This is a genomic window from Propioniciclava sinopodophylli (assembly GCF_004324755.1).
In the GTDB taxonomy this organism is placed as follows: domain Bacteria; phylum Actinomycetota; class Actinomycetes; order Propionibacteriales; family Propionibacteriaceae; genus Propioniciclava; species Propioniciclava sinopodophylli.
In genome coordinates, this window is sequence record NZ_SDMQ01000016.1 from 17,758 (window position 1) to 41,422 (window position 23,665).

The following is a 23,665-nucleotide window of genomic DNA, read 5'->3' on the forward strand; positions in this document are numbered from 1 at the left end:
CTGCTCAACTCATGAAGAGCCGGGCTCGTTGTCTCTCGTGCTGCATCTGGGCAATCTCGAGACCGGGGGAGATGGCCCCCAGGTCCTCTCGGGTGAGCGTGGCGGAGCGTTCCACAGCGGTTAGGACCCACGTGCGGGCCATCCCCTGGACGCGCTGTCCGGCGTTCTGCCCCAGCGGGATGCCGCGCACGGCGTTCTGGGTCAGGGAGACCACCGTGGCGAACAGGTGCTGGGCGACCACGTCGTCCACCCGCTGCCCGACATTGCGCCCGACCACGGCGAGGACGAGGGCCGGGTGGGCGTGCAGCCGGCCCGACGCCACCCGGGCGCGGTAGTCGTCGAGCCACGGGCCCGGGACGTTCTCGGCGGCGATGGACAGCAGCCGCTGCCCCATGGTCGCCTGCCCCTCGCGGACCTGTCGGGGCAGGGCCTGGGCGGTGAGGAGGTCGTCGAGGTCGGCGACCTCCTCGAAGCCCGCGGCCCCATGGGCGAGCCGGATGGCCAGCGCGTCGGTGAACGTGAGCTGCTGGGCGACGAACATTCGCAGCCACTCGGCGAAGGAGGCCGCGGAGTCGACCTCCCCACGGCTGAGGTAGGTCTCGAAGCCCAGCGAGTGGCTGAAGGCGCCGGTCGGCACCGCCGAGTCCGTCAGCTGTGCCATGGCGAGCATCCCACCCAACTCCTGCGCTCCCACTAGTGGGTGTGCTCACTGTGACGGAAGGGTACGGGCATGACACGCTCCTGGCGCTGGTACGGGGTGCCGTGGTGCTGCAGGAACTGCTCGACCGTGTGGTCGTACTGCACCACCATCACCTGTGCGCCGTACTCGCTGTCGGCGTCGAAGAACTGGGCCTGGAGGTGACGGTTGCCGAGGCTATGCGCCACGAAGGCCATGTCCTTGATGCTGGTGGGGGCGATGACCAGGACGTCGGTGGGCTCCACCTGGACGACGACGGCATTGCGGCCTCCTCCTTCTGGGTTGTCGACGAGGAGGACGTCGCCGTCGCGGAGGTCGGGGGCACCGGGCGGGAGCCGCAGCCCCAGCTCGGTGCCATGGTCCGTGGTCAGGCGCTGGATGCGCTTGACCAGGGCGGCACTGGGCAGGACCACCCGCTCCAGGTGGGCGCCGTCGATGAGCGCGGCACCCTCGATGGAGTGGGTGTTGCCCAGGATCTGGGTGACGATCATCGGCTCAGAAGAGGAAGTAGCGCTGGGCCATGGGCAGGTTCTCCGCAGGTTCGCAGCTGACCACCTCGCCGTCCACGCGCACCTCGTAGGTCTGGGGATCCACCTGGAGCCTCGGCATCTCGCCATTGAACCTCATGTCCGCCTTCGTCAGGTTGCGGATGCCGGAGCAGGCCCGCACCGTCTTGCGCAGTCCCAGCCGCTGCGCCACGCCACCCCGGACGGCCGCCCGGGACATGAAGGTGATCGAGCTGGCGGCCACGGCTGTGCCGTAGGAGCCGAAGGCCTTGCGGTAGGTGCGTGGCTGGGGGGTGGGGATCGACGCATTCGCATCGCCCATCACGCCGTGGGCCATCTGGCCACCCTTGATGATGAGGTCCGGCTTCACACCGAAGAACTTGGGCTCCCACAGGACCAGATCCGCGAACTTGCCCACTTCCACGGAACCGACCGAGTCGGCGATGCCGTGGGCAATGGCCGGATTGATCGTGTACTTGCTGATGAAGCGCTTGATCCGGAAGTTGTCACCGGCACGGCCCTGGTCCTCGCGCAGCTGACCGCGCTGCCTCTTCATGGAATCGGCCACCTGCCAGGTGCGCAGGATGACCTCTCCGACACGGCCCATCGCCTGGGAGTCCGACGAGGTGATGGAGAAGATGCCCATGTCGTGCAGGACGTCCTCGGCGGCGATGGTCTCCTTGCGGATCCGGGAGTCGGCGAAGGCGACGTCCTCCGGGATGTCGGCGCGCAGGTGGTGACAGACCATCAGCATGTCGAGGTGTTCCTCGACGGTGTTGCGGGTGTAGGGGAGTGTGGGGTTGGTGGAGGCAGGCAGCACATTCGGTTCGGCAGCCAGCTCGATGATGTCCGGCGCGTGACCACCGCCCGCACCCTCGGTGTGGAAGGTGTGGATCAGGCGTCCGGCGATCGCCGCCTTGGTGTCCTCGACGAAACCGGCCTCGTTGAGGGTGTCGGTATGGATCGCCACCTGCACGTCGTACTCGTCGGCCACCTCCAGGGAAGTGTTGATGGAACTGGGCGTGGCACCCCAGTCCTCGTGGATCTTCAGGCCGATGGCGCCAGCCCGGACCTGCTCCGCCAGCGGGGACTTCGACGAGCCATGGCCCTTGCCGAGCAGGCCGAAGTTCATCGGGAACTCCTCGAAGGCCTGCAGCATGTTGCCGATGTTCCACTCACCCGGCGTGATGGTGGTGGCCTTGGTGGACTCCGAAGGTCCGGTGCCGCCGCCGATCATCGTGGTGATGCCGCTGACGAGGGCGGTCTCGACCTGGTCCGGGCTGATGAAGTGGATGTGGGTGTCGATGCCGCCCGCGGTGAGGATCTTGCCCTCACCGGAGATCACGTCGGTGGCGACGCCGATGACGATGTCCACCCCGTCCATCATGTGCGGGTTGCCGGCCTTGCCGATCCGCATGATGTGCCCGTCGCGGATGGCGATGTCGGCCTTGAAGATTCCGGAGTGGTCGATGACCACCACATTGGTGATCACCACGTCGGGAATGTCCACGTCCCGCACCAACTGGCCGTTCTGGCCCATGCCGTCGCGGATCACCTTGCCGCCACCGAAGACGGCCTCGTCGCCGGGAGTCGTCAGGTCGTACTCGACCTCGGCGAACAGCTCGGTGTCGGCCAGCCGGATGGCGTCGCCCGTGGTGGGGCCGTACAGGTTCGCGTACTGCTCGCGGGAAAGTTCGAAGCTCATGGTGTGTCCTCCTGCGCTCAGCGCGACTGGTTGGAGTAGTCGTCGGCGGCCCGGCTCTTCAGGGGTTCGGGCGCATCCCCGGCAGCGGATCGGCTGCGGGGCGGTGTCAGCTCGCCGGCATGGGCGGCATCGAAGTCGGCAGACGTGCGGCTCTCCAGCGGTCCGTCCACCAGGTCACGGAAGCCGAAGACGGTGCGGTCACCGCCCAGTGCGACGAGCCGCACGGTCCGCACGTCTCCGGGTTCGAGGCGGACGGCCGTGCCCGCGGGGATGTCGAGCCGGAAACCGAGGGCCTTGGAGCGGTCGAAGTCCAGGGCCCGGTTGGCCTCGGCGAAGTGGAAGTGGGAGCCCACCTGGACCGGGCGGTCGCCGCGGTTGAGGACCTCGAGGGTCAGCGTCTCGCGGTCCTGGTTGCAGACGACTGGCTCGCTGGCCAGCTTGTACTCACCGGGGATCATGGCAGTCTCCTTCAGCGGATCGGGTCGTGGACGGTGACGAGCTTGGTGCCGTCGGGGAAGGTGGCCTCCACCTGGACGTCGTGGATCATCTCCGCCACGCCCTCCATCACGTCCTCGACGCCGAGGATGGTGGTGCCGTAGCTCATCAGGTCTGCGACGCTGCGGCCGTCGCGGGCGCCCTCCACTAGCTCGTAGGTGATGATGGCGATGGCCTCCGGGTAGTTGAGCTTCAGCCCCCGGGCCTGCCGTCGTCGGGCCAGGTCGGCGGCCACCACGATCATCAGCTTGTCGATCTCTCGTGGTTGCAGGTGCATCGGGCTTCTCCTTGTCCCATGGGGTTCTACGTGGTGTTACCTCTCGGGCAGTAGGTCTAGTCGCGTCGGATTGCGGCCGTGTTACGGGCTCTGGTCGGTGGCCGAACAGCTTCAGCGACTGGCGATGTCGGCCTCGCGATAGGTTGGCCCATGAGCGCAGAACTTCCTGAGATCGGATGGATCGACCTGCCCGGGGTGGTGAACATGCGGGACCTCGGCGGCAAGCCGGCGGCCGATGGCCGGGCCACGGGGCCGGGGCGCGTGATCCGCACCGACAACCTGCAGGACCTGCCTCCCGAATCCGTGCGCCGCCTCGTCGACGAGTTCGGCGTCACCGACGTGGTGGACCTACGCACCAATGTGGAGCGCGCCAGCACCGGCAACGGCCCGCTCAAGGCGGAGGAAGTGACCTTCCACGAACTCACCCTCTACGCCGAGGACTCCACTGAGCACGGCATCCCCGACGTCGACGACGACACCGAACCCCTCCTGCCGTGGCAGGACGAGTTCACCGAACAGGCCAAGCAGGACCTTGGGCACGAGCAACACCTCGCCGACCACTACTCCGGCTACTTGGAACGCCGCCCGGACAATGTCCTGCGCGCCCTGCGCGCCATCGCGCAGGCTCCCGGGACCGTGCTGGTGCACTGCGCCGCCGGACCTGGCCGGCCAGCAGGTCGCCGACCAGAGTACTCCGGCGGGCACCATGCGTCGCCTGCTCGACGCCCTGGACACCCGGCACGGCGTCGCCCCGGGCCAGGGCGTGCACACCTGGCTGACAAGCCAGGGCTGGACCGACGAGGACCACGACCGGCTGGGAGCCAAGCTGCTGGAGCCCCAGGCATGAGCGGCGTCGTGCCCCGCGCCCGGCAGGCCACCACCGGAGTGACCATGACCGAGACCACCGTCGAGGTGGCTGACGGGCAGGTGCCCGCCAAGCTCTTCCGCCCCGAGGGCGGCACCGGCCCCTGACCGCGATGCCCCCTCCCCCCGGCGGCTCTTCGACGAAAGCCCTGGGATCCGGGGAACCGTGGTGGACGCCTCGCGGTCGAACTAGGCTCGCCCCGTAGGCCGACCCACGCGGACGTGGGCCATCGAGGAGGGTGCACCACATGCAACTGGGACTGATCGGACTGGGCAAGATGGGCGGCAACATGCGCGAGCGCCTGCGCCGTGCCGGCCACACCGTCGTCGGCTACGACACGAACCCGGAGATCTCCGACGCCAAGGATCAGGCGGATCTCGTCGCGCAGCTGACCGAGTCGCCGCGCGTGGTGTGGGTCATGGTTCCCGCGGGCAGGATCACCGACGCGGTCATCGGCGAACTGGGCGACCGGCTGTCGGAGGGCGACATCATCATCGACGGCGGCAACAGCAAGTGGACCCACGACCAGAAGCGCGCCGACCAGCTCGCCGCGAAGGGGATCCGCTTCATCGACTGCGGCGTCTCCGGCGGCGTCTGGGGCCTGGAGAACGGTTACGCGCTCATGTGTGGCGGCGCCGAGGACGCGGTGGCCGCCGTCATGCCGATCTTCGAGTCGCTCAAGCCCGAGGGCGAATTCGGCTTCGTGCACGCGGGCGAGGTCGGCGCCGGCCACTTCGCCAAGATGGTGCACAACGGCATCGAGTACGGCCTCATGCAGGCCTACGCCGAGGGCTGGGAGCTGCTGGAGGCCTCCGAGATTGTCACCCACGTGCCCGACGTCTTCGAGAGCTGGCGCGAGGGCACCGTCATCCGCTCGTGGCTGCTGGACCTGATGGTGCGCGCCATGGACGCCGACCCGCACCTGGACCAGATCGACGGCTACGCCGCCGACTCCGGCGAGGGCCGCTGGACCGTGAACGCCGCCGTCGACCTCGGCGTCCCCGTGCCCACGATCTCGGCCGCCCTGTTCGCGCGCTTCGTCAGCCAGCAGGAGGACAGCCCGAGCATGAAGATGGTCGCCGCCATGCGCAATCAGTTCGGTGGGCACGCGGTGAAGTCGGGCGACGCGGACGCCGTGCCGCCGGCCCCGACCCGGGGCTCCACGCCCGGCCAGGCGCAGGTCCAGCCGGGTTCCTGACGCGAACGGCTCAGGGTCAGGCCCCGACAACCTCGACCGGGCACCGGATCCCCCGTGCCCGGGCGAGACGCCGGTCGCCGGTGAGAAGCGTGGTGTGCAGCGCCTCGGCCAGGGCGACGTAGGTCGCGTCGTTCGCCGTGAGGACGATGCTTGTGTCAACGACCGTCACGGGCGGCCCGGGTCCTGGCGGTCAAGTGAAGACTCCGCGGTGCTCGAGGATGCCGATCGCCTGCATGAGCGCGAACATCGTGACGGGGCCGACGAACACGAAGCCGTGCTTCTTCAGGGCCTTCGACAACGCCAGCGACTCGGCCGATGAGGTCAGGTCCGCACCCGCCTTCGGGTCGTCGGGCCTGAACGACCAGACGAGCCCGGCCAGGTCGACCCCGGCGTCCGTCATCGCCGCCGTGGCTTGCGCGTTGGTGATGGCGGCCTCGACCTTGCGGCGGTTGCGGACGATGCCGGGGTCGGTGAGCAGCCGCTCGACGTCAGCCTCGGTGTAGCGCGCGACCACCTGGGGGTCGAACCCGTCGAACGCCGCCCGGAAGGCCGGCCGCTTGCGCAGCACGACCGCCCACGACAGCCCTGACTGGAACCCCTCCAGCACGATGCGCTCGTAGACGCCGGGGGTGTCGCGCACCGGCAGGCCCCACTCCGTGTCGTAGTACTCGCGCATCAGGTCGCTGGCCTCGGCCCACGCTGGTCGGTTCATGCCCAGACAATAGGCAGTGCCTGTCAGTGGGTGAGAAGATGGGCCAGGAGGCCGTCATGAGAGCCGTGTCGTTGCTGCAGGTCATCTACTCGTTCTTCCTGGGGCTGGTGGTGGTGGGGCTCGTCGCGATCGGGATCAACACCTTCCACCCCCAACCCCCGTGGCCCGAGTACGCCTGGGAGAAGTACCCGGGCGCCAGCCCGAGCCCCGAGCAGGTCGCCGAGCAGGAGGCCGCGATGCAGGCGGCCCGCGCGGCCCAGGAGGCCTGGTCGCTCAACACCAGCATCATCCTGCTGATCTGCGCGACCGTGGTCCTGGCGGTGTCGCTGTGGCGTCCGGCGAAGATGGCCGTGATCTCCAACGGCCTGCTGCTCGGCGGCATCTTCACGATGATCTACGCGGTGGGGCAGTCGCTGTCGAGCAGTTCGGGCCAACTGCCCCGCTTCTTCGTCGCCCTCGCCGCGCTGGTGTTGACCGTCGGCATCGGCTACTTGACCTTCATCCGGCGGGCGGCGTCCGCGGAGTCCCTGCCCGGCCCCGAGGCGGACGCCCCCGCGGACGCCGCCGAGGCGGGCCCGCTCGCCGACCGGGTCGCCGTGCTGGAGCGTCGCCTCGAGGCACTGGGACGCGCCCTGGCCGACTGAGCCCGACGGTCCGGCACGCAGACGCACCTCGAAAGTGAATCTGCACCCGCTGGAGGAGGTGCAGATTCACTTTCGAGGTGCATCTGGAGCGCGCGCGTCCGCGAGGTCACCGGCCGTTCACCTGAACGCGGTTACAGTGCCCCGGTGACCCGACTCGCGCGCCGCCTGACCCTCACCGACGCCGTCGTCATCGGGCTGGGCTCGATGGTCGGTGCGGGCGTGTTCGTCGTCTGGGGGCCCGCGGCGGCCGCGGCGGGTGGTGGGCTGTTCCTCGGTCTGGCGCTCGCGGCGCTGGTGGCCTACTGCAACGCCACCTCCTCGGCGCAACTGGCCGCGCGGTACCCGACCTCGGGCGGCACCTACGCCTACGGGCGTGAGGTGCTGGGCGACTGGTGGGGCTTCCTCGCAGGCTGGGGCTTCGTGATCGGCAAGACCGCCTCGGCGGCCGCGATGGCCCTGACGGTGGCGGCCTACCTCGTGCCGCAGGGGTGGTGGCAGCGGCCGCTGGCGGCGCTGGCGGTCATCGCCCTGGTGGCCGTCAACTACCACGGCGTCACCCGGACCGCCGCTCTCACCCGGATCATCGTCGCCGCCGTCCTCGTGGTGTTGCTGGGTGCGGTCGTGCTGCTGTTCCTCGGCCGGCCCGCAGCACCCTGGACGGGCGGCGACCCCCTGGCCAGCGGGCCGCTGGGCGTCCTGCAGTCGGCGGGCCTGCTGTTCTTCGCGTTCGCCGGGTACGCCCGCATCGCCACGATGGGGGAGGAGGTCATTGCACCCGAGCGCACGATCCCGCGCGCCATCGGGATCGCCCTCGGCCTTGCCGTGCTGGTCTACGCGCTGGTGGGCGCCGGCGTGGTCGGCGTGCTGGGGACGGACGCGCTGGCGTCCAGCACCGCACCCCTGCTGGACGCCGTGGCCGCCGCCGGCGCGACGTGGGCGATGGGGCCGGTCAGGATCGGGGCCGCACTCGCCGCCCTCGGCGCCCTGCTGGCGCTCGTGGCCGGCATCGGCCGCACATCGCTGGCGATGGCCCGCAACGGCGACCTGCCCCGCCCGCTGGCAGGGGTGCACCCCGTCCATCAGGTGCCGCACGTGGCGGAGATCACCCTCGGCGTGCTCGTGTCACTGCTGGTGCTGGCCGTCGACCTGCGCGCGGTGATCGGCTTTTCCAGCTTCGGCGTCCTGCTCTACTACTTCGTCGCCAACCTCGCGGCGCTGCGTCAGGCCGAGGGACGCCGCCACCCCCGCGCCCTGCAGGTGCTGGGCATGGCGCTGTGCGCCGTCCTGGTGGTGACGCTGCCGTGGCAGTCCGTCGCCGTCGGGGTGGTTGTGTACGGCGTGGGCGTCCTCGGCCGGCTGGTGGCGCGGCGTCAGGAGTCCTCGCGGTAGGCGCCCGGGGCGTCCACGATCAGGACCGCACCCTCGGCGTCCGCCCGCATGTCGGCAGGGGCCAGCCAGCGGGCGAGGTGGTAGACGAGCACGGTCACGAGGGTGCCGAAGGCGATGCCGCCCAGGACGAAGCCCTCGGTGATGTGCAGCGCCACGTCGCCGACGCCGATGATGATGCCGGCCGAGACCGGGACGAGGTTCAGCGGGTTGCCGAAGTCGACCTGGTTCTCCTTCCAGATCTTGGCGCCGAGCAGGCCGATCATGCCGTACAGCACGACGGTGATGCCGCCCAGGACGCCGCCCGGGGTCGCGGAGATGATGGCACCGAACTTGGGCGAGAAGCCGAACAGGATCGCCACGACGGCAGCCACCACGTAGGCGGCCGTCGAGTACACACGGGTGGCGGCCATGACGCCGATGTTCTCGGCATAGGTGGTGGTCGGGCCGGCGCCGGCGGCGGTGGCGATCATCGAGGTGAACCCGTCCGCGCCGATGGCCTTGCCCATGTCGCGGTCGAGGTCGGCGCCGGTCATCTCGGCGACGGCCTTCACGTGGCCGGTGTTCTCGGCGATGAGCGCGATGACGACCGGCAGCGCGATCAGCGCGAAGGCGACGTTGAACGACGGCAGGTGGAAGCCGACGACGTTGTTGGCGCCGTTGAGGGTCCAGGTGCCCAGGTCGGTGACGGGCGGCAGGCCGACCCACGGGGCGGCGGCCACGCCGGACCAGTCGACGCGCGGATGCGTGGTGACCGCGTTGGCGGCGGGCGAGAACGAGGTGATCGGGCCGGTGAGCAGGTCGAGCACCCACGACAGGACGTAGCCGAAGATCAGCGACAGGAAGATCGCGATCCGGCTCAGGAAGCCGCGCACGCCGACCGACAGCACCACGACGACGATCATCGTGACCAGGGCCACCCACTGGTCCTGCGGCCAGTACGTCTTGGCGACGACCGGGGCGAGGTTGAAGCCGATCAGCATGACCACCGCGCCGGTCACCACCGGCGGCAGCGCCCGGTGGATGAGGCCCGCGCCGGCGAAGTGGATGATCGCGCCCGCGATGAGCAGCGCGACGCCGACCCAGAACATGGCGCCGGACACGTGCGTGGGGTTGCCGCCCGCGGCGTAGATCGCCGTGGCGACGCCGACGAAGGACGCCGACGAGCCGAGGTAGGAGGGGATGCGGCCCTTGACCGCTCCCAGGAAGATCAGGGTCGCGATGCCCGACATCATCACCGCGAGCTGGGGGTTGAGCCCCATCAGGAGCGGGAACACGAACGTGGCGCCGAACATGGCCACCACGTGCTGGGCCCCGAGGCCGATCGTCTTGCCCCAGCCGAGCCGTTCGTCGGGTGCCACGACCGCCCCGGGCTCCAGGGATCCGTTACCGTGTTGCTTCCACAGAGCCATGGGCCCACCTTTCGACGTCCGGGCAAACGGCTGCAGGGTACTCCTGCCGGGGCCGCTCGGTCAGGACGTCCAGCCCACGTCCTCCCAGTCGGTCGTCGCGTAGCTGTGTGCCCCCAGGTTCGCCAGCCCGCTCCGGACCGCCACGAACTCCGGCTCCTGGTACAGCGGGACGGTGATGACCTCCTGCCAGAGCAGCCGCGCGAGCTGGCTGGCCTGGTCGGCGCGCCGCACCGGATCGAGTTCGTGCGCCACGCGCCCGGCGAGTTCGGACGCCCCTGGTGCCGACACCGCCTCCTCGGGGAGGTGAGCCAGCGGGAAGGGGCTGACGGCCACCGTGAGCGGGGTCAGGTCGGCGTCCCGGCTGGCCGCGCTCACGACGACGCCCACGGCGTCCAGCTGGTCGGCGACGTCCTTGAGCTCGGTGGTGGCCAGCTCGTCGCCGGGGCTGGTGAGGAACGAGACCACGAGCGGCTGGCCGTCCTTGACCCGGCGACCCGACTCGAGCTCCCAGCCCGCCTCGTCCAGCAGCTTCGCGGCGCGGACGGGGTCGTGCACCAAGCCGGTCGCCCGCGCCTGGTCGACGTAGCCCGGCTGGGTCGGCAGCAGCAGTGTGTTGGACCACGTGCGCAACTTCTTGGCGCCGTCGGGCAGCTCGGGCCGGCCCAGGTCGTCGCGGTCGAGCGCCATCAGGATGGCGCGCCGCACCGCCGGGTCGGCCAGGGCGCCGTCGCGACTCACCTGCAGTGCGCGCCCGGACGTGCCCGGCGCCGACCGGATGACCGAGTCGGCGGCGACCCGCGACTGATCCAGGCGGTCGGTGGAGGCGCCGGTCTCCCAGACGTCCAGCTCGTTGTTCTGGAAGGCCGCCGCGAGAGCCTCGTCGGCGACCGTGCGGAACATGATCGTGTCGAGTTTGGGGCGCTCACCCCACCAGAGCGGGTTGCGTTCGAGCGTGACCAGTCCCTGGTTCTGGTCGACGTGGGTGACCATGAACGGGCTGGCGTAGCGGCTGTCGACGTAACCGCTCCACGCGAAGGAGTCCGGGGCGCCGGTGTCGGCGCCGCGCAGGGGGCCGGCGATCAGCGGCTCGGCCCAGTCGGGGTCGAGGGCGCCGTAGGTGACCACGACCTGGCGCGGCGAGACGCCCTCGCGCACCTCGGTCACGCGCTCCCAGCCGGCCGCGTCGGCGAGCCGGACGCCGTCGACCTGCCCGGACGCCGCGCGCCAGGTGGCGATCCAGTCGCTCGCGGTGATCGGGACGGCGTCGCCCCACAGCGAGCGGTCGTTCAGGTCCAGCGTCACGACGGTGCGGTCGGTGTTCTCGACGGTCAGGCCCGTGATGAAGTCGGGGTCCGGCGTCACCCGCCCGGCGGCGTCGAGGGAGAAGTGGGTCGGCGCCAGAGGGGCCAGCACGGCGGCGGTGTCGGCGTCGGCGTCCGGGTGGCGTGGGTTCCACTCGGTGGGTAGCGCCGTGATCGGGAAGCGGAGCAGTCCGCCGTCGCGCAGGCGCTCGCGGGGCTGCGGGTTGACGTCGCGTTCAGCGTCCGCCGCCACGGGAGGCGGGGTGCTCGGTGCGGGGGCTGGATCCCCCGTGCAGGACACCAGGAGCAGGAACGCGAGCACGCCCATCGGCGCACGGGCACGCGACTCGCTCACGGGTTTTCCTCCAGGACGGGGGCGGACTGGCAACGTGCGCTCACCCTAGTGCGGGCGCATTGGCTCCCAGCATGCGATCAGGTCACGATTCGGGTGCGGAGGGTCACGATTCGGAAAAGGGGCCGGGCGGCTACACCCAGGACCTCAACCACATCCGGGCCCACCACTGGGCGTGCGGGATGACCTCGGCTGCGAGGATCGGGTACAGGTAGGCGAAGTTCGCCGCGACCAACCCCACGGCCACGCCGGCGATCACGGCCCCCACGCGGCGTCCGGGCGAGCGGGCCGCGCCCAGCACCAGCCCCAGCGCCATGGCCAGCGCGATGGTGGTGAACGGGATGATCGTGATCGCGTAGAAGAAGAACACCGGGCGGTCGGCCGTGGCGAACCACGGCAGGTAGGTCGCTGCCGCGCCGAGCACCGGGACGGCGAAGCGCCAGTCGCGCCCGCCCAGCCACCAGATCAGCGCGATGACCACGGCCGCGGCGGCCATCCACCACAGGATCGGGGTGCCCATGCCGGTGATCACGGCGACGCACTTCTCGGTGCCCTCGCAGCCGGGCGAGCCGGCGGCGATGTCGTTCTCCGAGTGCAGGCTGGTGGGCCGCAGCATCAGGAGCCAGCCCGCCGGGTGGGCGTCATAGGCGTGCGTCTGCTCGCGGATGTAGTCGCCGGTGTGGAAGCTGAAGATCTCGCGGTGGTAGGTGAGCAGCGACGCCAACCCCTCGCCGAACGCGCCGACCCACGGGTGGTCGGGGTTCTTCACGCCCCAGTCGCGGCCCCACGCCTGCGTGCTGTTGAGCCAGCCAGCCCAGGAGGCGACATAGACGACCAGGGCGGTGACGACGATCGAGACGAAGGCGAGGACGCCCTCGCGCAGCAGGGCCGTCCAGGAGCGGAAGCCCGCCCCGGCCAGGCGGCGCGCACCGATGTCCCACCAGACGGTGAGGATCCCGAACACGGCGATGATGTAGAGGGAGTTCCACTTGGTGGCCGCGGCCAGGCCGAACAGGACGCCGGCCGTCCACCGCCAGGGACGCCACCACAGCAACGGGCCGAACGCGCCGCCCAGCGAGGAGAGGCCCCGGGCCTCCATCGCGTCCGCGAGGCGATGGCGGTGCTGGTCGCGGTCGGCCACCAGCGCGGCGACGCCCGCGACGAGGAAGGTGGCCTGGAAGATGTCGAGCAGGGCGATGCGGCTCATGGTGAACGCCAGCCCGTCGAGGGTGAGCATCAGGCCGGCCAACGCGCCGACGAGCAGCGAGCGGGACAGCCGGTGCGCCAGCCGGATCGTGGCGACCACGAGCAGCGCGCCGAACACGACCGCCATGAAACGCCAGCCGAACGGGTTGAGCCCGAACATGGCCTCGCCGAGCGCGATCAGCCACTTGCCGACCGGCGGGTGCGCGATGAACGAGCCCGCCGCCTCGAGCGAGGAGAAGTCCCCGACCAGCACCTGCGGGTTGGAGACCTCACCCTTGGCCCAGGTGCCCTCGTAGCCGAACTGCAGCAGCGACCAGGCGTCCTTGGCGTAGTAGGTCTCGTCGAACACGACCGCGTTCGGGGTGGACACGCCGACGAGCCGGAGGACGAACGCCAGCAGGCCGATCCCGAGGGTCACGCCCCAGCTCACGAGCGGGGCGTCCCGGACACCGTCGCGCAGGCGCTCGATCGTCGTGGGCTTGGCGAGGGACGTCACCCGGTCATGGTAGTCACGCCATACTGGGGCGCATGACCGACGGTGTGCTCGTGCTCGCCGCGACTCCCATCGGTGACGTCGCGGACGCCAGTCCTGCCATGGTCGCGGCCCTGGTGGAGGCCGACGTGATCGCGGCCGAGGACACCCGCCGCCTGCGCGACCTGCTCCGCCGCCTCGGCGTCGAGACGTCCGCGCGCGTCGTGTCCTACTTCGACGGCAACGAGGCCTCGCGCGTCGGCGTCCTGATGGACGCGCTGCGCTCCGGCGAGCGCGTCGTGGTCGCGACCGACGCCGGCATGCCGGCCGTGTCCGACCCGGGCTTCCGCATCGTGCAGGCCGCCATCGAGGAGGGCATCCGGGTCACCGCGGTGCCGGGGCCCTCGGCGGTGCTCACCGCCCTGGCCATCTCCGGGCTGCCGACGGACCGGTTCTGCTTCGAGGGCTTCGTCTCCCGCAAGCCGGGCGAGCGGCGCCGCGCGTTGGCGGCGTTGGCCCGTGAGCCGCGCACCATGGTGTTCTTCGAGGCGCCCCACCGCCTGGCGGACTTCCTTGTCGATGCGCGTGACGCCCTGGGTGAGGAGCGTCCAGCCGCTGTGTGCCGCGAGCTGACCAAGACCTACGAGGAGGTCGTCCGCGGTGGGCTGGGCGAACTCGCCCAGTGGGCCACCGGCGAGGTGCGCGGCGAGATCACCGTGGTCGTGGCGGGCGCGTCCGGCCCGGCCGTGAGCGCGGCGGACGCCGTGGCCGAGGTGCTCGCCCGCGTCGAGGAGGGGGAGCGCCTCAAGCCCGCCGTCGCCGAGGTGGCGGCCGCCGCCGGCCTGGGCAAGAACGAGCTGTACGAGGCGGCGCTGGCCGCCCGGAGGGAGTCCCGATGACCGAGTTGCCCGAGGCGCCCGACCCGTTGGGCGTCCCGACGACGGACGCCCACACCCACCTCGGCACCACCGAGCGCAAGACCGGCCTGACGGCCGCGGACGCCCTCGCGCGGGCCGCCGCCGTCGGCGTCCGGCGGGTGGTGGACGTGGGATACGACCTGCCGAGCTCCCGCGCGGCCGTCGCGACCGCCGAGGCCCACGATGCGGTGGTGGCGACCGTGGCGATCCATCCGCACGATGTCGTCGAGCTCGGCGACGGCGTCGACGAGGCCCTGCGCGGGGTGGAGGCGCTGCTGGGCACCACTGATCGCATCCGTGGGGTGGGGGAGACCGGGCTGGACCACTACTGGGTCAAGGACGAGGCAGGGCGTGCGCTGCAACGCGATTCGTTCGCCGCGCACATCGGCTGGGCGCGCGACCACGACCTGGCCCTGGTGATCCACGACCGGGACGCCCACGACGCCGTCCTCGACGTGCTGGACGCCGTCGGCTGGCCCGAGCGCGTCCAGATGCACTGCTTCTCCGGCGACGCCGGCCTGGCCCGCCGCTGCTTGGCGCACGGGGCGTACCTGTCGTTCCCGGGCACGGTGACGTTCAAGGCCAACGAGGCCCTGCGGGAGGCGGCCCGGATCACTCCGGCCGAGCGCCTGCTGGTCGAGACCGATGCGCCCTACCTCACGCCGGTGCCCGTGCGCGGCAGGCCGAACGCGAGCTACCTGCTGCCGCACACCGTGCGCTTCCTCGCCGAACTGCGCGGCGTGGCGGTCGACGAGCTGGCCGCGACCCTGGACACCAACGCCACGGCCCTGTTCGGCGACTGGGGCGCGTCGACGACGGGGAGCGACCGTGGCTGACGGACTGCTCGACCCCCGCACCATCCGGCAGATCGCCGCCGAGCTCGACCTGCGCCCCACCAAGCAGCGCGGCCAGAACTTCGTGCACGACGCCAACACGGTGCGCCGCATCGTCGCCGCGTCGGGCATCACCCCCGACGACGTGGTGCTCGAGATCGGGCCGGGCCTGGGCTCGCTGACGCTGGGCCTGCTCGAGGTGGCCCGGGCTGTGCACGTGGTCGAGATCGAGTCCTCCCTGGCCCGGCGCCTGCCACGCACCGTGGCGGACCGGCTGCCCGCGGCGTCCGAGCGGTTGCACGTCGTGGAGGCCGATGCGCTCACCGTCACCGACCTGCCCGACCCCCAGCCGACCGCGGTGGTGGCGAACCTGCCCTACAACGTGAGCGTGCCGGTGTTGCTGCACGTGCTGGCGCTGTGGCCGTCGATCCGCACCGGGCTGGTCATGGTGCAGCTCGAGGTCGCCGACCGGCTCGTGGCGCCGCCGGGCAGCAAGACCTATGGCGTGCCCAGCGCGAAGGTGGCGTGGTACGCCGAGGCTGCCCGGGTCGGGACGGTACCGCCGAAGGTGTTCTGGCCGGTGCCGAACGTCGACTCGGGGCTCGTGCGCCTGGCCCGCCGCGAGCCGCCTGCCACGACGGCGACCCGCCAGCAGGTGTTCGCGGTCGTGGACGCCGCCTTCGCCCAACGCCGCAAGATGCTGCGCGGGGCCCTGGCGGGCCTGTTCGGCTCTTCGGGCGAGGCCGCGGCCGCCCTCGAGCGGGCCGGGGTCGACCCGCAGGCCCGCGGCGAGGTGCTCGGCATCGCCGACTTCGCCCGGATCGCCGAACATGCCTTCACCCGGGATTGACGCAGGGGAGACCCCTGTTGGCCGCTCGTCGAGGGCCTTGCTCAGCGGGCTCTTACCGGGGCCCTCGTGTCGCTGGTCGCAGCTTCCGTGCACGGCGTCCGGCTGGTAGACAGGGCACATGAGCGCAAGCGAGGCGATCACCGACCGGGTGAAGGTGCGTGCCCCGGGCAAGGTGAACCTCGCGCTGCGCGTGGGCGGCGTCCGGCCCGATGGGTACCACAGCCTCGCGACGGTGTTCCAGGCGCTCTCGCTGTTCGATGACCTGGGCGCGCGCCCCGCGCCTGCCGGGCACTACGGCATCGCCGTCGCGGGCGACCAGGCCCACCTCGTGCCCGCCGACGGGTCGAACCTCGCGGTGCGCGCCGCCCGGTTGCTCGCGGCCCGCCACGGCGGCGAGCAACAGTTCGGGGTCGAGTTGGTGATCCGCAAGACGATTCCGGTCACGGGCGGCATGGCGGGCGGCTCGGCGAACGCCGCGGCCGCGCTCGTGGCGTGCGCCGCGCTGTGGGGCATCGACATCAACCCCGACGAACTGCGCGAGCTGGGCGCCGAGCTGGGCGCCGACGTGCCGTTCTGCCTGCTGGGGTCCACCGCGCTGGGACACGGCCGCGGCGACGACCTCGTGCCCGTGCTGAGCCGCGGCGGCTACCACTGGGTGCTGGCGCTGCCCGACGTCGAGCTGTCCACCCCGGCGGTGTTCCGCCGGTTCGACGAACTCAACCCGGACGCCGACCCCACACCCCCGCCCGTGCCGCCCGCCCTGCTGGAGGGGCTGGCGTCCGGGGACGTCCGGCGCGTGGCCGATAACCTCGTCAACGACCTCGAGCCCGCCGCCCTGTCGCTGCACCCCCACCTCGGCGAGCTGCTGGACGCCGGGCGCGAGGCCGGCGCCCTGGCCGGCATCGTTTCGGGGTCGGGGCCGACGTGCGCGTTCCTCGCCCCCCACGAGGACGCCGCTGTGCGCCTGTCGGGGACGCTCAGTGGGTTGGGCCTGTGCCGCACGGTCCGCCGGGCGTCCGGCCCGGTGCCCGGGGCGCGCCAGGTCGCGTGAGTCGGAGCCCTCGGGCAAAAGGCCGAGCCGCGCCGGGATCGTGAAGTTTCACACCGCCGTAACGGCGATTCAATATGCTGCGGCCCATGGCGCTCTTCGACACCTACCCGCAGGGGCGGGCCTGGGACGAAATGATCGGCCGCGACGGTGGGCCGCGCGCCCCGTACGAGGTCATGCACGACACCCTGAGCCGACTAGGCCCGGCCGAACTCGCCGCGCGCTCCGACCAGCTCGCGCGCAGCTACGTCGACCAGGGCGTCACGTTCGACTACGCCGGCGAGGAGCGGGCGTTCCCCCTCGACCTCGTGCCCCGCATCATCCCCGCCGACGAGTGGGACATCATCGACCGTGGCGTCCAGCAGCGCGTCAAGGCGCTGGAGGCGTTCCTCGGCGACGTGTACGCCCACGAGGGCCAACTGCCCCGCGTGGTGAACGACGGGATCCTCCCCTACGAGCTGATCGTTTCCTCCACGCACTTCCACCGGGCCGTCTCCGGCCTGCGGCCGCACAACGGCGTCCGCGTGCACGTGTCGGGCATCGACCTGATCCGCGACGAGGAGGGCGTCTTCCGCGTGCTGGAGGACAACGTCCGCGTGCCGTCGGGTGTCTCCTACGTCATCTCGAACCGGCGGGCGTTGACCAACACCTTCCCGGAAGCCTTCCAGGCGCTGCGCATCCGCCAGGTGCACGACTACCCGCGCCACCTGCTGCGGGCCCTGCGCGCGGCTGCCCCGGACGGCAACCCGAACCCGACCGTGGTCGTGCTCACCCCGGGCGTGTACAACTCGGCCTACTTCGAGCACTCGCTGCTGGCCCGCATGATGGGCGTCGAGCTCGTCGAGGGCCGCGACCTCATCTGCACCGGCGGCACCGTCCGCATGCGGACGACCCGCGGCGACCAGCAGGTCGACGTCATCTACCGCCGGGTGGACGACGAATTCCTCGACCCGGTCCACTTCAGGCCCGACTCGGTGCTCGGCGTCCCCGGCCTGATCAACGCGATGCGCGCCGGCCGCGTGACGGTCGCCAACGCGGTCGGCAACGGCGTGGCCGACGACAAGCTCGTCTACAGCTACGTGCCCGACTTCATCCGGTACTACCTCGACGAGGACCCGATCATCCCCAACGTCGACACCTACCGGTGCGTCGAGCCGGACGCGCTGCGCCACGTGCTGGCCAACGTCGACCAGATGGTCGTCAAGCCCGTCGACGGTTCCGGCGGAAAGGGGCTGGTCATCGGCACCGAGGCCGACGGCAAGACCCTGGACGCCTTGCGCGCCAAGCTCAAGGACGACCCGCGCGGCTGGATCGCGCAGCCCGTCGTCCAGCTGTCGACCGTCCCGACGCTCATCGACGGCGCGTTCAAGCCCCGTCACGTCGACCTGCGCCCGTTCGCGGTCAACGACGGCGAGACCGTCACCGTGCTGCCCGGCGGCCTCACCCGGGTCGCGCTGCCCGAGGGCGAGCTCGTCGTGAACAGCTCCCAGGGCGGCGGCTCCAAGGACACGTGGGTGCTCGCCCGCTCCGAGCCCTCCGAGCCGGTGGACGAGGGCTCGCTGGAGACCACCGAGATCGTCGTCATGACCGCACCCGACGAGTTCACCGAGGACCCGGTCCGCTCGGTCAAGGAGCAGCAGAAGCAACAACAGCAGGTCGGGGAGGGAGCACCATGCTGAGCCGCATCGCCGAGTCGCTGTTCTGGATCGGCCGCTACGTCGAGCGCGTCGACGGCACCGCGCGCCTGGTCGACGTCGTCCGCCTCTCCATGCTCGAGGGCGGTCTGGCCGGCCACGACGAGTCGGCGAACATGGTGCTCAGCGTCGTGATGGGCGGCGACCCGGACGCCCGCGTCACCTACTCCGACCTGCGCGACCGCCTCGTGTTCGACCCCACGTCGGCCAGCTCGATCTCCGGTTCGTGGAACGCCGCCCGGGACAACGCCCGCCGCGCCCGCGAGACCCTGTCGACTGACCTGTGGGCGGCCATCAACACCGCGTGGTTGCGCTGGGGACGCCTCGGCCCGCCCGACGGCACCGCCCGCCACCTGTCTTGGGCGCGCGAGCGTTCCATCCTGATCGGCGGCATCGCCGACTCGACGATGAGCCACGACGAGGCCTGGGACTTCCTCGTGCTCGGCCGCTACCTCGAGCGCGCCGACATGACCGCCCGCATCATCACCACCGGCACCCTGCCCACCGGCGGGCTGTCGTGGCAGTCGGTGCTCTCCTCGTGCGGCGGCAACCAGGCGTTCATGCGCAGCAACCAGGGCCTGTTCAACGACCGGAACGTGGCGACCTTCCTGGTGCTCAACCGCGAGTTCCCGCGGTCGGTGCTGTACGCGCTCGCCGAGGCGGAGGCCACCCTGGAGCGCCTCGACCCCGACCACACGCCCATCGGCTTCACCGGGGAGGGACGCCGCCTGCTCGGCCGCATCCGCACCTCGCTGGAGTACCGCCTGCCCACCAACATCATCAACGAACTGCCCCAGCAGATGGCCAGGGTGGAGCAGATGGTGACCGCAGTGTCGGACGCCGTGGGCGCCCGCTACTTCCCGGGTGGGCCCGAGCTGTCCTGGACGGAGGAACTCCGGTGAGCACCCAGCGCTACCGCGTCAGCCACACCAGCACCTACGACTACACCGGCCCGATCAGCGCCTCGCACAACGAGGTCCGGATGACCCCGCTGACCGAGGAGGGGCAGACCACCCTCGAGTCGCGCCTGCGCATCCGTCCGCTCACGTGGTCGAACACCTATCGCGACTACTTCGGCACGCACGTGACGGCGCTGGAGACCTCCGGCTTCCACGAGGCGCTTGAGCTGGAGGCCGTCTCGACCGTCGAGCGCTACGACGTCGACCGGGAGCGCCCGGCCGCGACGTGGGACGCGTTGCGGTCGGGCGGCTGCCGCGACCGTTGCTTCGAGTACCTGGAGTTGCGGCGCCACACCGAGCTGCCCGAGGACGTCCTGGCCGGCTTCGCGCAGGCCGCCGCCGGACTTGACCCCACGGCGTCCGTCGCCGCGGTGGTGGACGCCGTGCGCGACCACCTCGACTACGAGCCGGGCGTCACGCAGGCCACCACGCTGGCGTCCGAGGCGTGGGCCGAGGGCAAGGGCGTGTGCCAGGACTTCGTGCACGCGACCCTGGGCGGGCTGCGGCACCTGGGCATCCCGGCGCGGTACGTGTCGGGCTACCTGATGCCGGACGCCGACGCCACGATCGGCCAGCCGGTCACCTCGGAGAGCCACGCGTGGGTGGAGTGGTTCGACGGCGAGGGGTGGGTGCCGGTGGACCCCACCAACGACCGTCCGGTCTCGCTGGCGCACATCGCCGTCGCGCGCGGGCGCGACTACGAGGACGTGGCGCCGTTCAAGGGCGTGTACCTGGGCGACCAGGACGCCGACCTCACCGTCACGGTGATGATCACGCGGCTGAGCTGATCAGGGCTGCTGGTCGTCGGCTTCCTCGGTGACCCGGAGGACGGGCTGCGGGTGCAGGCGCTGCATGCCGTGCCAGGCCAGGTTCACCAGGTGCGCGGCGACCTGCGGCTTGGTGAGCGTGGTGTTCTCACGGGACTCGACCCACCACTGGCCGGCGAGCGCGACGAGGCCGACGAGCATCTGCGAGTACAGCGGCGCCGTGCCGGGGTCGAACCCGCGGCGTCCGAACTGGTCGGCGAGCAGGCCCTCGACGCGGCTGGCGATGCTGGAGAGGATCGTCTGGAACGTGCCGCCCTGGGAGTAGGGGGAGGAGTCGCGGCTGATGATGCGAAACCCGTCCGGCTCCTCCTCGATGTAGTCGAGCAGGGCGAGCGTGCCGAGCTCGATGAGGGAGCGCGGGTCGGTGTGCGGGCGGCTGATCGCGGCGTAGATGGCGTCGTGCAGGCGGCGGACCTCGCGGTCGACGACCACGTCGTAGAGGCCCTCCTTGCCGCCGAAGTGCTCGTACACGACGGGCTTGCTGACCTCGGCGTGCGCGGCGATCTCCTCGACGCTGGTGCCCTCCAACCCCTTGTCGGCGAACAGGCCGCGGGCGACGGCCATGAGCTGCTCCCGACGCTCGGGGCGCGTCATGCGCACGCGCCCGCGTCGCGCACGGGCCGTCGTCGGGCTGGGAGAACTCACCGGCCCAGTCTCTCGCGTGGACGCCGAACGCGCCAATGTCCCCCCGGGTCCATGCGCCGAGAGCCCCGGTGTTCTGCGTCGAGGGCCCCGGCTCCGCGCGTCGAGAGCCCCGGTGTTGTGCGTCGAGAGCCCCGGCTCCGCGCGTCGAGAGCCCCGGTGTTGTGCGTCGAGAGCCCCGGCTCCGCGCGTCGAGAGCCCCGGGTGTGCCGTCGACAGCCTGGGGTCCGGTCGCACTGCCTTCACGCGTGGCCTAGACTCGGCTGCCGAGGGTGCGCTGGCACCCGAACCCCGGTTGGTCTTTCGGTAGGGCCCGCCTGACTTTGAATCAGGATTAGCGAAGTAGGTTCGACTCCTACCCGGGGTGCCAGGGGCTGTGGGCAACCAGCACCGGGGCTGTCGGCGCAGAACACCGGGGCTCTCGACGCAGAACACCGGGGCCCTCGGCGCAGAACACCGGGGCTCTCGGCGCAGAAGGCCGGGGCTGTCGGCGGAAGGGGGGGTATGGCTCGCAACGGAAGCGGACGCCTGTGGCTGCGGCACATCCGTCCCGACTTCGTCATCGACGCCGTCGCGCACCTCACGGCCGAGGACGTCCGCCGCGTGGCCCCCGACGCCACCGCGCTCTGCTTTGACATCGACGGCACCGTCACCGACTACCACGCCCCTGCGGTCACGGAAGCCGAGGCGTCCCACCTCGCCACCCTCCGCGAGGCCGGGTACCAGATCTTCGTGGTCAGCAACTGCTACGGGCAGCGCGCCCGCGAGGTCCACCGGCTCTTCGAGCCGTACGTGACCGGGGTGTTCACCCCCGAGGACTGCGTCGACCCCGCCGACCCGAAGCCGAACCCGCGCAAGCACGGCAAGCCGGCCCCGGACATGATCCTCGCCGCCACCGCGCGCGCCCAGATCCCCCCCGACCACGTCGTCATGGTCGGCGACCAGCTCTTCAAGGACGTCCTGTCGGCCCGCCGCGCCGGCGTCCGCGCTCTGCTGGTCCCGCGCCTGGGCCCCAGCGACCACAACGGCGTCCGTTACCTGCAGCGTCCGGTGGAGCGCGTGCTCCGCCCGCTGCTGGGCCTGCCCGCTGGCAAGCGGTCCTGGCCGCACACCCTCACCCCCGTCCCCTGACCGACGGGCGAGTCCTCGGCGCTAGGATGACATGCGTTGCAGCAAGCCAACCGTCAGGAGAGCGCCGATGAGCGATCAGGCACAGGCACGCGGAGTGGCGGGGGTGGTCGTCCTCGCGGCCGGCGCCGGCACGCGGATGAAGTCCACCAAGTCGAAGCTGCTGCACCAGGTGGCGGGGCGCTCGATGCTGAGCCACGCCATCAGTGCCGCGGAGGCACTCACCCCCCAGAACCTGGTCGTGGTCGTGGGCCACCAGCGCGAGCAGGTGGAGGAGCACCTCACCGAGATCGCCCCGCACGTGGTCACAGCCGTCCAGGAGAACCAGAACGGCACCGGGGACGCCGTGCGCTGCGGCTTGGCGCCCATCCACGACATCACCGGCGAGGTCGTCGTCACCTACGGCGACGTGCCCCTGCTGACCGGCGAGACCCTGATCGACCTCGTCGAGGCCCACCGCGCCCACGGCGACGCCGTCACGCTGCTGACCGCCGAGTTGGACGAGCCGCACGGCTATGGCCGCATCGTCCGCGACGCCGACGGCGACCAGGTGGCCGCCATCGTCGAGCAGAAGGACACCACCCCCGAGCAGGCCGAGATCCGCGAGATCAACGCCGGCATCTACGTCTTCGAGGCCGACGTCCTGCGCGAGGGGTTGGAGTCGCTCACCACCGACAACGCCCAGGGCGAGCTGTACCTGACCGACGTGGTGAAGTTCGCCCGCAACAAGGGACTGTCCGTCCACTCCATGGTGCTCACCGACCGCTGGCAGACCGAGGGCGTGAACGACCGCGTCCAGCTGTCGGCGATGAACAAGGAGTACAACCGCCGCCTCGTCGAGAAGGCGCAGCGGGCGGGCGTCACGATCGTCGACCCCGACACCACGTGGCTGCACGACACCGTCGACCTCGCCCCCGACGTGACGATCCTTCCCAACACGAGCCTGGAGGGCGCCACGTCGGTCGCCTCCGGCGCCACCATCGGCCCCGACACCACGCTGGTCGACGTCGAGGTGGGGGAGGGCGCCACCGTCATCCGCACCCACGGCAGCCTCGCCGTCATCGGCGCCGACGCCTCGGTGGGCCCGTTCGCCTACCTGCGCCCGGGCACCGAGCTGGGCACCGGTGGCAAGATTGGCACGTTCGTCGAGACCAAGAACGCCAAGATCGGGGCCGGCGCCAAGGTGCCGCACCTGAGCTACGCCGGCGACGCCGAGATCGGCGAGGGCGCCAACATCGGCGCGGGCACGATCTTCGCCAACTACGACGGCGTCACCAAGTCGAAGACCGTCATCGGCAAGCACAGCTTCGTGGGCTCCAACACGGTCCTGGTGGCGCCCGTCACCGTTTCCGACGGCGCGTACGTGGCGGCGGGCTCGGCCCTCACCGACCTGGTGGGGCCGGGCGAACTGGCCATCGCCCGGGGGCGGCAGCGTAATATTCCCGGCTGGGTGGAGAGTCGCCGCGCAGGTACCAAGACGCACCGGGCCGCTCAGGAGGCTGGCGACAACGTGGAAGGAAGCTCCGAGCAGTGACGGGG

Annotated in this window: 24 protein-coding genes and 1 tRNA gene; 14 read left to right on the forward strand and 11 right to left on the reverse strand. The window is 71.2% G+C overall.

Annotation, left to right across the window (positions count from 1 at the left end):
• Nucleotides 1-4: 4 nt before the first annotated feature.
• From ET989_RS13005 to ET989_RS13025, 5 genes are read right to left on the reverse strand one after another with little or no spacing between them, the layout of a single operon-like run.
• Nucleotides 5-661 carry an urease accessory protein UreF gene (locus ET989_RS13005; protein WP_206662364.1) on the reverse strand — a complete coding sequence of 219 codons (657 nt, stop codon included), beginning with the start codon at nt 659-661 and terminating at the stop codon, nt 5-7.
• Between the two features lie 32 nt (nt 662-693).
• Nucleotides 694-1,188 (reverse strand): urease accessory protein UreE, encoded by a 495-nt coding sequence (gene ureE / locus ET989_RS13010; protein ID WP_131169691.1) that lies wholly within the window; start codon nt 1,186-1,188, stop codon nt 694-696.
• 4 nt (nt 1,189-1,192) lie between these two features.
• A complete protein-coding gene (ureC, locus tag ET989_RS13015; RefSeq protein ID WP_131169692.1) occupies nt 1,193-2,908 on the reverse strand; it encodes an urease subunit alpha in 1,716 nt (571 codons plus the stop codon).
• A gap of 17 nt (nt 2,909-2,925) precedes the next feature.
• On the reverse strand, nt 2,926-3,366 hold the full coding sequence (locus ET989_RS13020; protein WP_131169694.1) for an urease subunit beta: 441 nt from the start codon (nt 3,364-3,366) through the stop codon (nt 2,926-2,928).
• A gap of 11 nt (nt 3,367-3,377) precedes the next feature.
• A complete protein-coding gene (locus ET989_RS13025; protein WP_131169696.1) occupies nt 3,378-3,680 on the reverse strand; it encodes an urease subunit gamma in 303 nt (100 codons plus the stop codon).
• A gap of 150 nt (nt 3,681-3,830) precedes the next feature.
• On the opposite strand from ET989_RS13025, the gene ET989_RS13030 reads away from it, so the two are divergent.
• Both ET989_RS13030 and gnd read left to right on the forward strand, forming a co-directional pair.
• Entirely contained in the window at nt 3,831-4,652 is an 822-nt protein-coding gene (locus tag ET989_RS13030) for a tyrosine-protein phosphatase (protein ID WP_206662365.1), read from the forward strand.
• 131 nt (nt 4,653-4,783) lie between these two features.
• On the forward strand, nt 4,784-5,743 hold the full coding sequence (gene gnd / locus ET989_RS13035; protein WP_277751375.1) for a phosphogluconate dehydrogenase (NAD(+)-dependent, decarboxylating): 960 nt from the start codon (nt 4,784-4,786) through the stop codon (nt 5,741-5,743).
• Between the two features lie 16 nt (nt 5,744-5,759).
• Here gnd and ET989_RS13040 read toward each other — a convergent pair whose 3' ends face one another.
• Both ET989_RS13040 and ET989_RS13045 read right to left on the reverse strand, forming a co-directional pair.
• The gene (locus ET989_RS13040) at nt 5,760-5,912 is read right to left on the reverse strand and encodes a PIN domain-containing protein (protein ID WP_206662366.1); all 153 of its coding nucleotides are present in this window, start codon (nt 5,910-5,912) and stop codon (nt 5,760-5,762) included.
• 21 nt (nt 5,913-5,933) lie between these two features.
• Nucleotides 5,934-6,455, reverse strand: coding sequence for a DNA-3-methyladenine glycosylase I (locus tag ET989_RS13045; RefSeq protein WP_131169701.1), 522 nt, complete (start codon nt 6,453-6,455; stop codon nt 5,934-5,936).
• A gap of 56 nt (nt 6,456-6,511) precedes the next feature.
• Between ET989_RS13045 and ET989_RS13050 the strand changes: the two genes are divergently transcribed.
• Both ET989_RS13050 and ET989_RS13055 read left to right on the forward strand, forming a co-directional pair.
• Nucleotides 6,512-7,099 (forward strand): stage II sporulation protein M, encoded by a 588-nt coding sequence (locus tag ET989_RS13050; RefSeq protein ID WP_131169702.1) that lies wholly within the window; start codon nt 6,512-6,514, stop codon nt 7,097-7,099.
• Between the two features lie 144 nt (nt 7,100-7,243).
• The gene (locus ET989_RS13055) at nt 7,244-8,488 is read left to right on the forward strand and encodes an APC family permease (protein WP_241656352.1); all 1,245 of its coding nucleotides are present in this window, start codon (nt 7,244-7,246) and stop codon (nt 8,486-8,488) included.
• On the opposite strand, the gene ET989_RS13060 is transcribed toward ET989_RS13055, so the two are convergent.
• The 3 genes from ET989_RS13060 to ET989_RS13070 form a co-directional block, all read right to left on the reverse strand.
• Nucleotides 8,470-9,897: a uracil-xanthine permease family protein gene (locus ET989_RS13060; protein ID WP_131169704.1), complete on the reverse strand. Its 1,428-nt coding sequence runs from the start codon at nt 9,895-9,897 to the stop codon at nt 8,470-8,472. The genes ET989_RS13055 and ET989_RS13060 overlap by 19 nt on opposite strands.
• A 60-nt stretch (nt 9,898-9,957) precedes the next feature.
• Nucleotides 9,958-11,553, reverse strand: coding sequence for an ABC transporter substrate-binding protein (locus tag ET989_RS13065; RefSeq protein ID WP_131169707.1), 1,596 nt, complete (start codon nt 11,551-11,553; stop codon nt 9,958-9,960).
• Between the two features lie 130 nt (nt 11,554-11,683).
• On the reverse strand, nt 11,684-13,252 hold the full coding sequence (locus ET989_RS13070) for a dolichyl-phosphate-mannose--protein mannosyltransferase (protein ID WP_131169709.1): 1,569 nt from the start codon (nt 13,250-13,252) through the stop codon (nt 11,684-11,686).
• Between the two features lie 32 nt (nt 13,253-13,284).
• Between ET989_RS13070 and rsmI the strand changes: the two genes are divergently transcribed.
• The 7 genes from rsmI (at nt 13,285) to ET989_RS13105 (ending at nt 20,317) form a co-directional block, all read left to right on the forward strand.
• Nucleotides 13,285-14,127 (forward strand): 16S rRNA (cytidine(1402)-2'-O)-methyltransferase, encoded by an 843-nt coding sequence (gene rsmI / locus ET989_RS13075; protein ID WP_131169711.1) that lies wholly within the window; start codon nt 13,285-13,287, stop codon nt 14,125-14,127.
• The gene (locus ET989_RS15685) at nt 14,124-14,981 is read left to right on the forward strand and encodes a TatD family hydrolase (protein ID WP_131169713.1); all 858 of its coding nucleotides are present in this window, start codon (nt 14,124-14,126) and stop codon (nt 14,979-14,981) included. Before rsmI ends, ET989_RS15685 begins: the two co-directional genes overlap by 4 nt.
• The gene (rsmA, locus tag ET989_RS13085; RefSeq protein ID WP_131169715.1) at nt 14,974-15,828 is read left to right on the forward strand and encodes a 16S rRNA (adenine(1518)-N(6)/adenine(1519)-N(6))-dimethyltransferase RsmA; all 855 of its coding nucleotides are present in this window, start codon (nt 14,974-14,976) and stop codon (nt 15,826-15,828) included. The genes ET989_RS15685 and rsmA overlap by 8 nt, the downstream gene beginning before the upstream one ends.
• Before the next feature lie 118 nt (nt 15,829-15,946).
• Entirely contained in the window at nt 15,947-16,879 is a 933-nt protein-coding gene (locus tag ET989_RS13090; RefSeq protein ID WP_131169717.1) for a 4-(cytidine 5'-diphospho)-2-C-methyl-D-erythritol kinase, read from the forward strand.
• Between the two features lie 86 nt (nt 16,880-16,965).
• A complete protein-coding gene (locus ET989_RS13095) occupies nt 16,966-18,555 on the forward strand; it encodes a circularly permuted type 2 ATP-grasp protein (RefSeq protein WP_131169720.1) in 1,590 nt (529 codons plus the stop codon).
• Complete coding sequence (locus tag ET989_RS13100; protein ID WP_131169722.1) at nt 18,549-19,472, forward strand: alpha-E domain-containing protein; 924 nt, start codon at nt 18,549-18,551, stop codon at nt 19,470-19,472. Before ET989_RS13095 ends, ET989_RS13100 begins: the two co-directional genes overlap by 7 nt.
• On the forward strand, nt 19,469-20,317 hold the full coding sequence (locus ET989_RS13105; RefSeq protein WP_206662368.1) for a transglutaminase family protein: 849 nt from the start codon (nt 19,469-19,471) through the stop codon (nt 20,315-20,317). Before ET989_RS13100 ends, ET989_RS13105 begins: the two co-directional genes overlap by 4 nt.
• Here ET989_RS13105 and ET989_RS13110 read toward each other — a convergent pair whose 3' ends face one another.
• Nucleotides 20,318-21,001 (reverse strand): TetR/AcrR family transcriptional regulator, encoded by a 684-nt coding sequence (locus tag ET989_RS13110; RefSeq protein ID WP_241656353.1) that lies wholly within the window; start codon nt 20,999-21,001, stop codon nt 20,318-20,320.
• A gap of 285 nt (nt 21,002-21,286) precedes the next feature.
• Here ET989_RS13110 and ET989_RS13115 point away from each other — a divergent pair.
• The 3 genes from ET989_RS13115 (at nt 21,287) to glmU (ending at nt 23,660) form a co-directional block, all read left to right on the forward strand.
• Nucleotides 21,287-21,368 (forward strand) — tRNA-Gln (locus ET989_RS13115).
• 134 nt (nt 21,369-21,502) lie between these two features.
• Complete coding sequence (locus ET989_RS13120) at nt 21,503-22,129, forward strand: YqeG family HAD IIIA-type phosphatase (RefSeq protein WP_131169725.1); 627 nt, start codon at nt 21,503-21,505, stop codon at nt 22,127-22,129.
• 67 nt (nt 22,130-22,196) lie between these two features.
• Nucleotides 22,197-23,660, forward strand: coding sequence for a bifunctional UDP-N-acetylglucosamine diphosphorylase/glucosamine-1-phosphate N-acetyltransferase GlmU (gene glmU / locus ET989_RS13125; protein WP_131169726.1), 1,464 nt, complete (start codon nt 22,197-22,199; stop codon nt 23,658-23,660).
• The last annotated feature ends 5 nt before the right edge of the window (nt 23,661-23,665 follow it).

Coding starts and splice junctions, on each gene's coding strand:
- ET989_RS13005 (WP_206662364.1), bottom strand. CDS start 661: ATGGCACAGCTGACGGACTCGGCGGTGCCGACCGGCGCCTTCAGCCAC.
- ureE (WP_131169691.1), bottom strand. CDS start 1,188: ATGATCGTCACCCAGATCCTGGGCAACACCCACTCCATCGAGGGTGCC.
- ureC (WP_131169692.1), bottom strand. CDS start 2,908: ATGAGCTTCGAACTTTCCCGCGAGCAGTACGCGAACCTGTACGGCCCC.
- ET989_RS13020 (WP_131169694.1), bottom strand. CDS start 3,366: ATGATCCCCGGTGAGTACAAGCTGGCCAGCGAGCCAGTCGTCTGCAAC.
- ET989_RS13025 (WP_131169696.1), bottom strand. CDS start 3,680: ATGCACCTGCAACCACGAGAGATCGACAAGCTGATGATCGTGGTGGCC.
- ET989_RS13030 (WP_206662365.1), top strand. CDS start 3,831: ATGAGCGCAGAACTTCCTGAGATCGGATGGATCGACCTGCCCGGGGTG.
- ET989_RS13045 (WP_131169701.1), bottom strand. CDS start 6,455: ATGAACCGACCAGCGTGGGCCGAGGCCAGCGACCTGATGCGCGAGTAC.
- ET989_RS13050 (WP_131169702.1), top strand. CDS start 6,512: ATGAGAGCCGTGTCGTTGCTGCAGGTCATCTACTCGTTCTTCCTGGGG.
- ET989_RS13060 (WP_131169704.1), bottom strand. CDS start 9,897: ATGGCTCTGTGGAAGCAACACGGTAACGGATCCCTGGAGCCCGGGGCG.
- rsmI (WP_131169711.1), top strand. CDS start 13,285: ATGACCGACGGTGTGCTCGTGCTCGCCGCGACTCCCATCGGTGACGTC.
- ET989_RS15685 (WP_131169713.1), top strand. CDS start 14,124: ATGACCGAGTTGCCCGAGGCGCCCGACCCGTTGGGCGTCCCGACGACG.
- ET989_RS13090 (WP_131169717.1), top strand. CDS start 15,947: ATGAGCGCAAGCGAGGCGATCACCGACCGGGTGAAGGTGCGTGCCCCG.
- ET989_RS13095 (WP_131169720.1), top strand. CDS start 16,966: ATGGCGCTCTTCGACACCTACCCGCAGGGGCGGGCCTGGGACGAAATG.
- ET989_RS13100 (WP_131169722.1), top strand. CDS start 18,549: ATGCTGAGCCGCATCGCCGAGTCGCTGTTCTGGATCGGCCGCTACGTC.
- ET989_RS13120 (WP_131169725.1), top strand. CDS start 21,503: ATGGCTCGCAACGGAAGCGGACGCCTGTGGCTGCGGCACATCCGTCCC.
- glmU (WP_131169726.1), top strand. CDS start 22,197: ATGAGCGATCAGGCACAGGCACGCGGAGTGGCGGGGGTGGTCGTCCTC.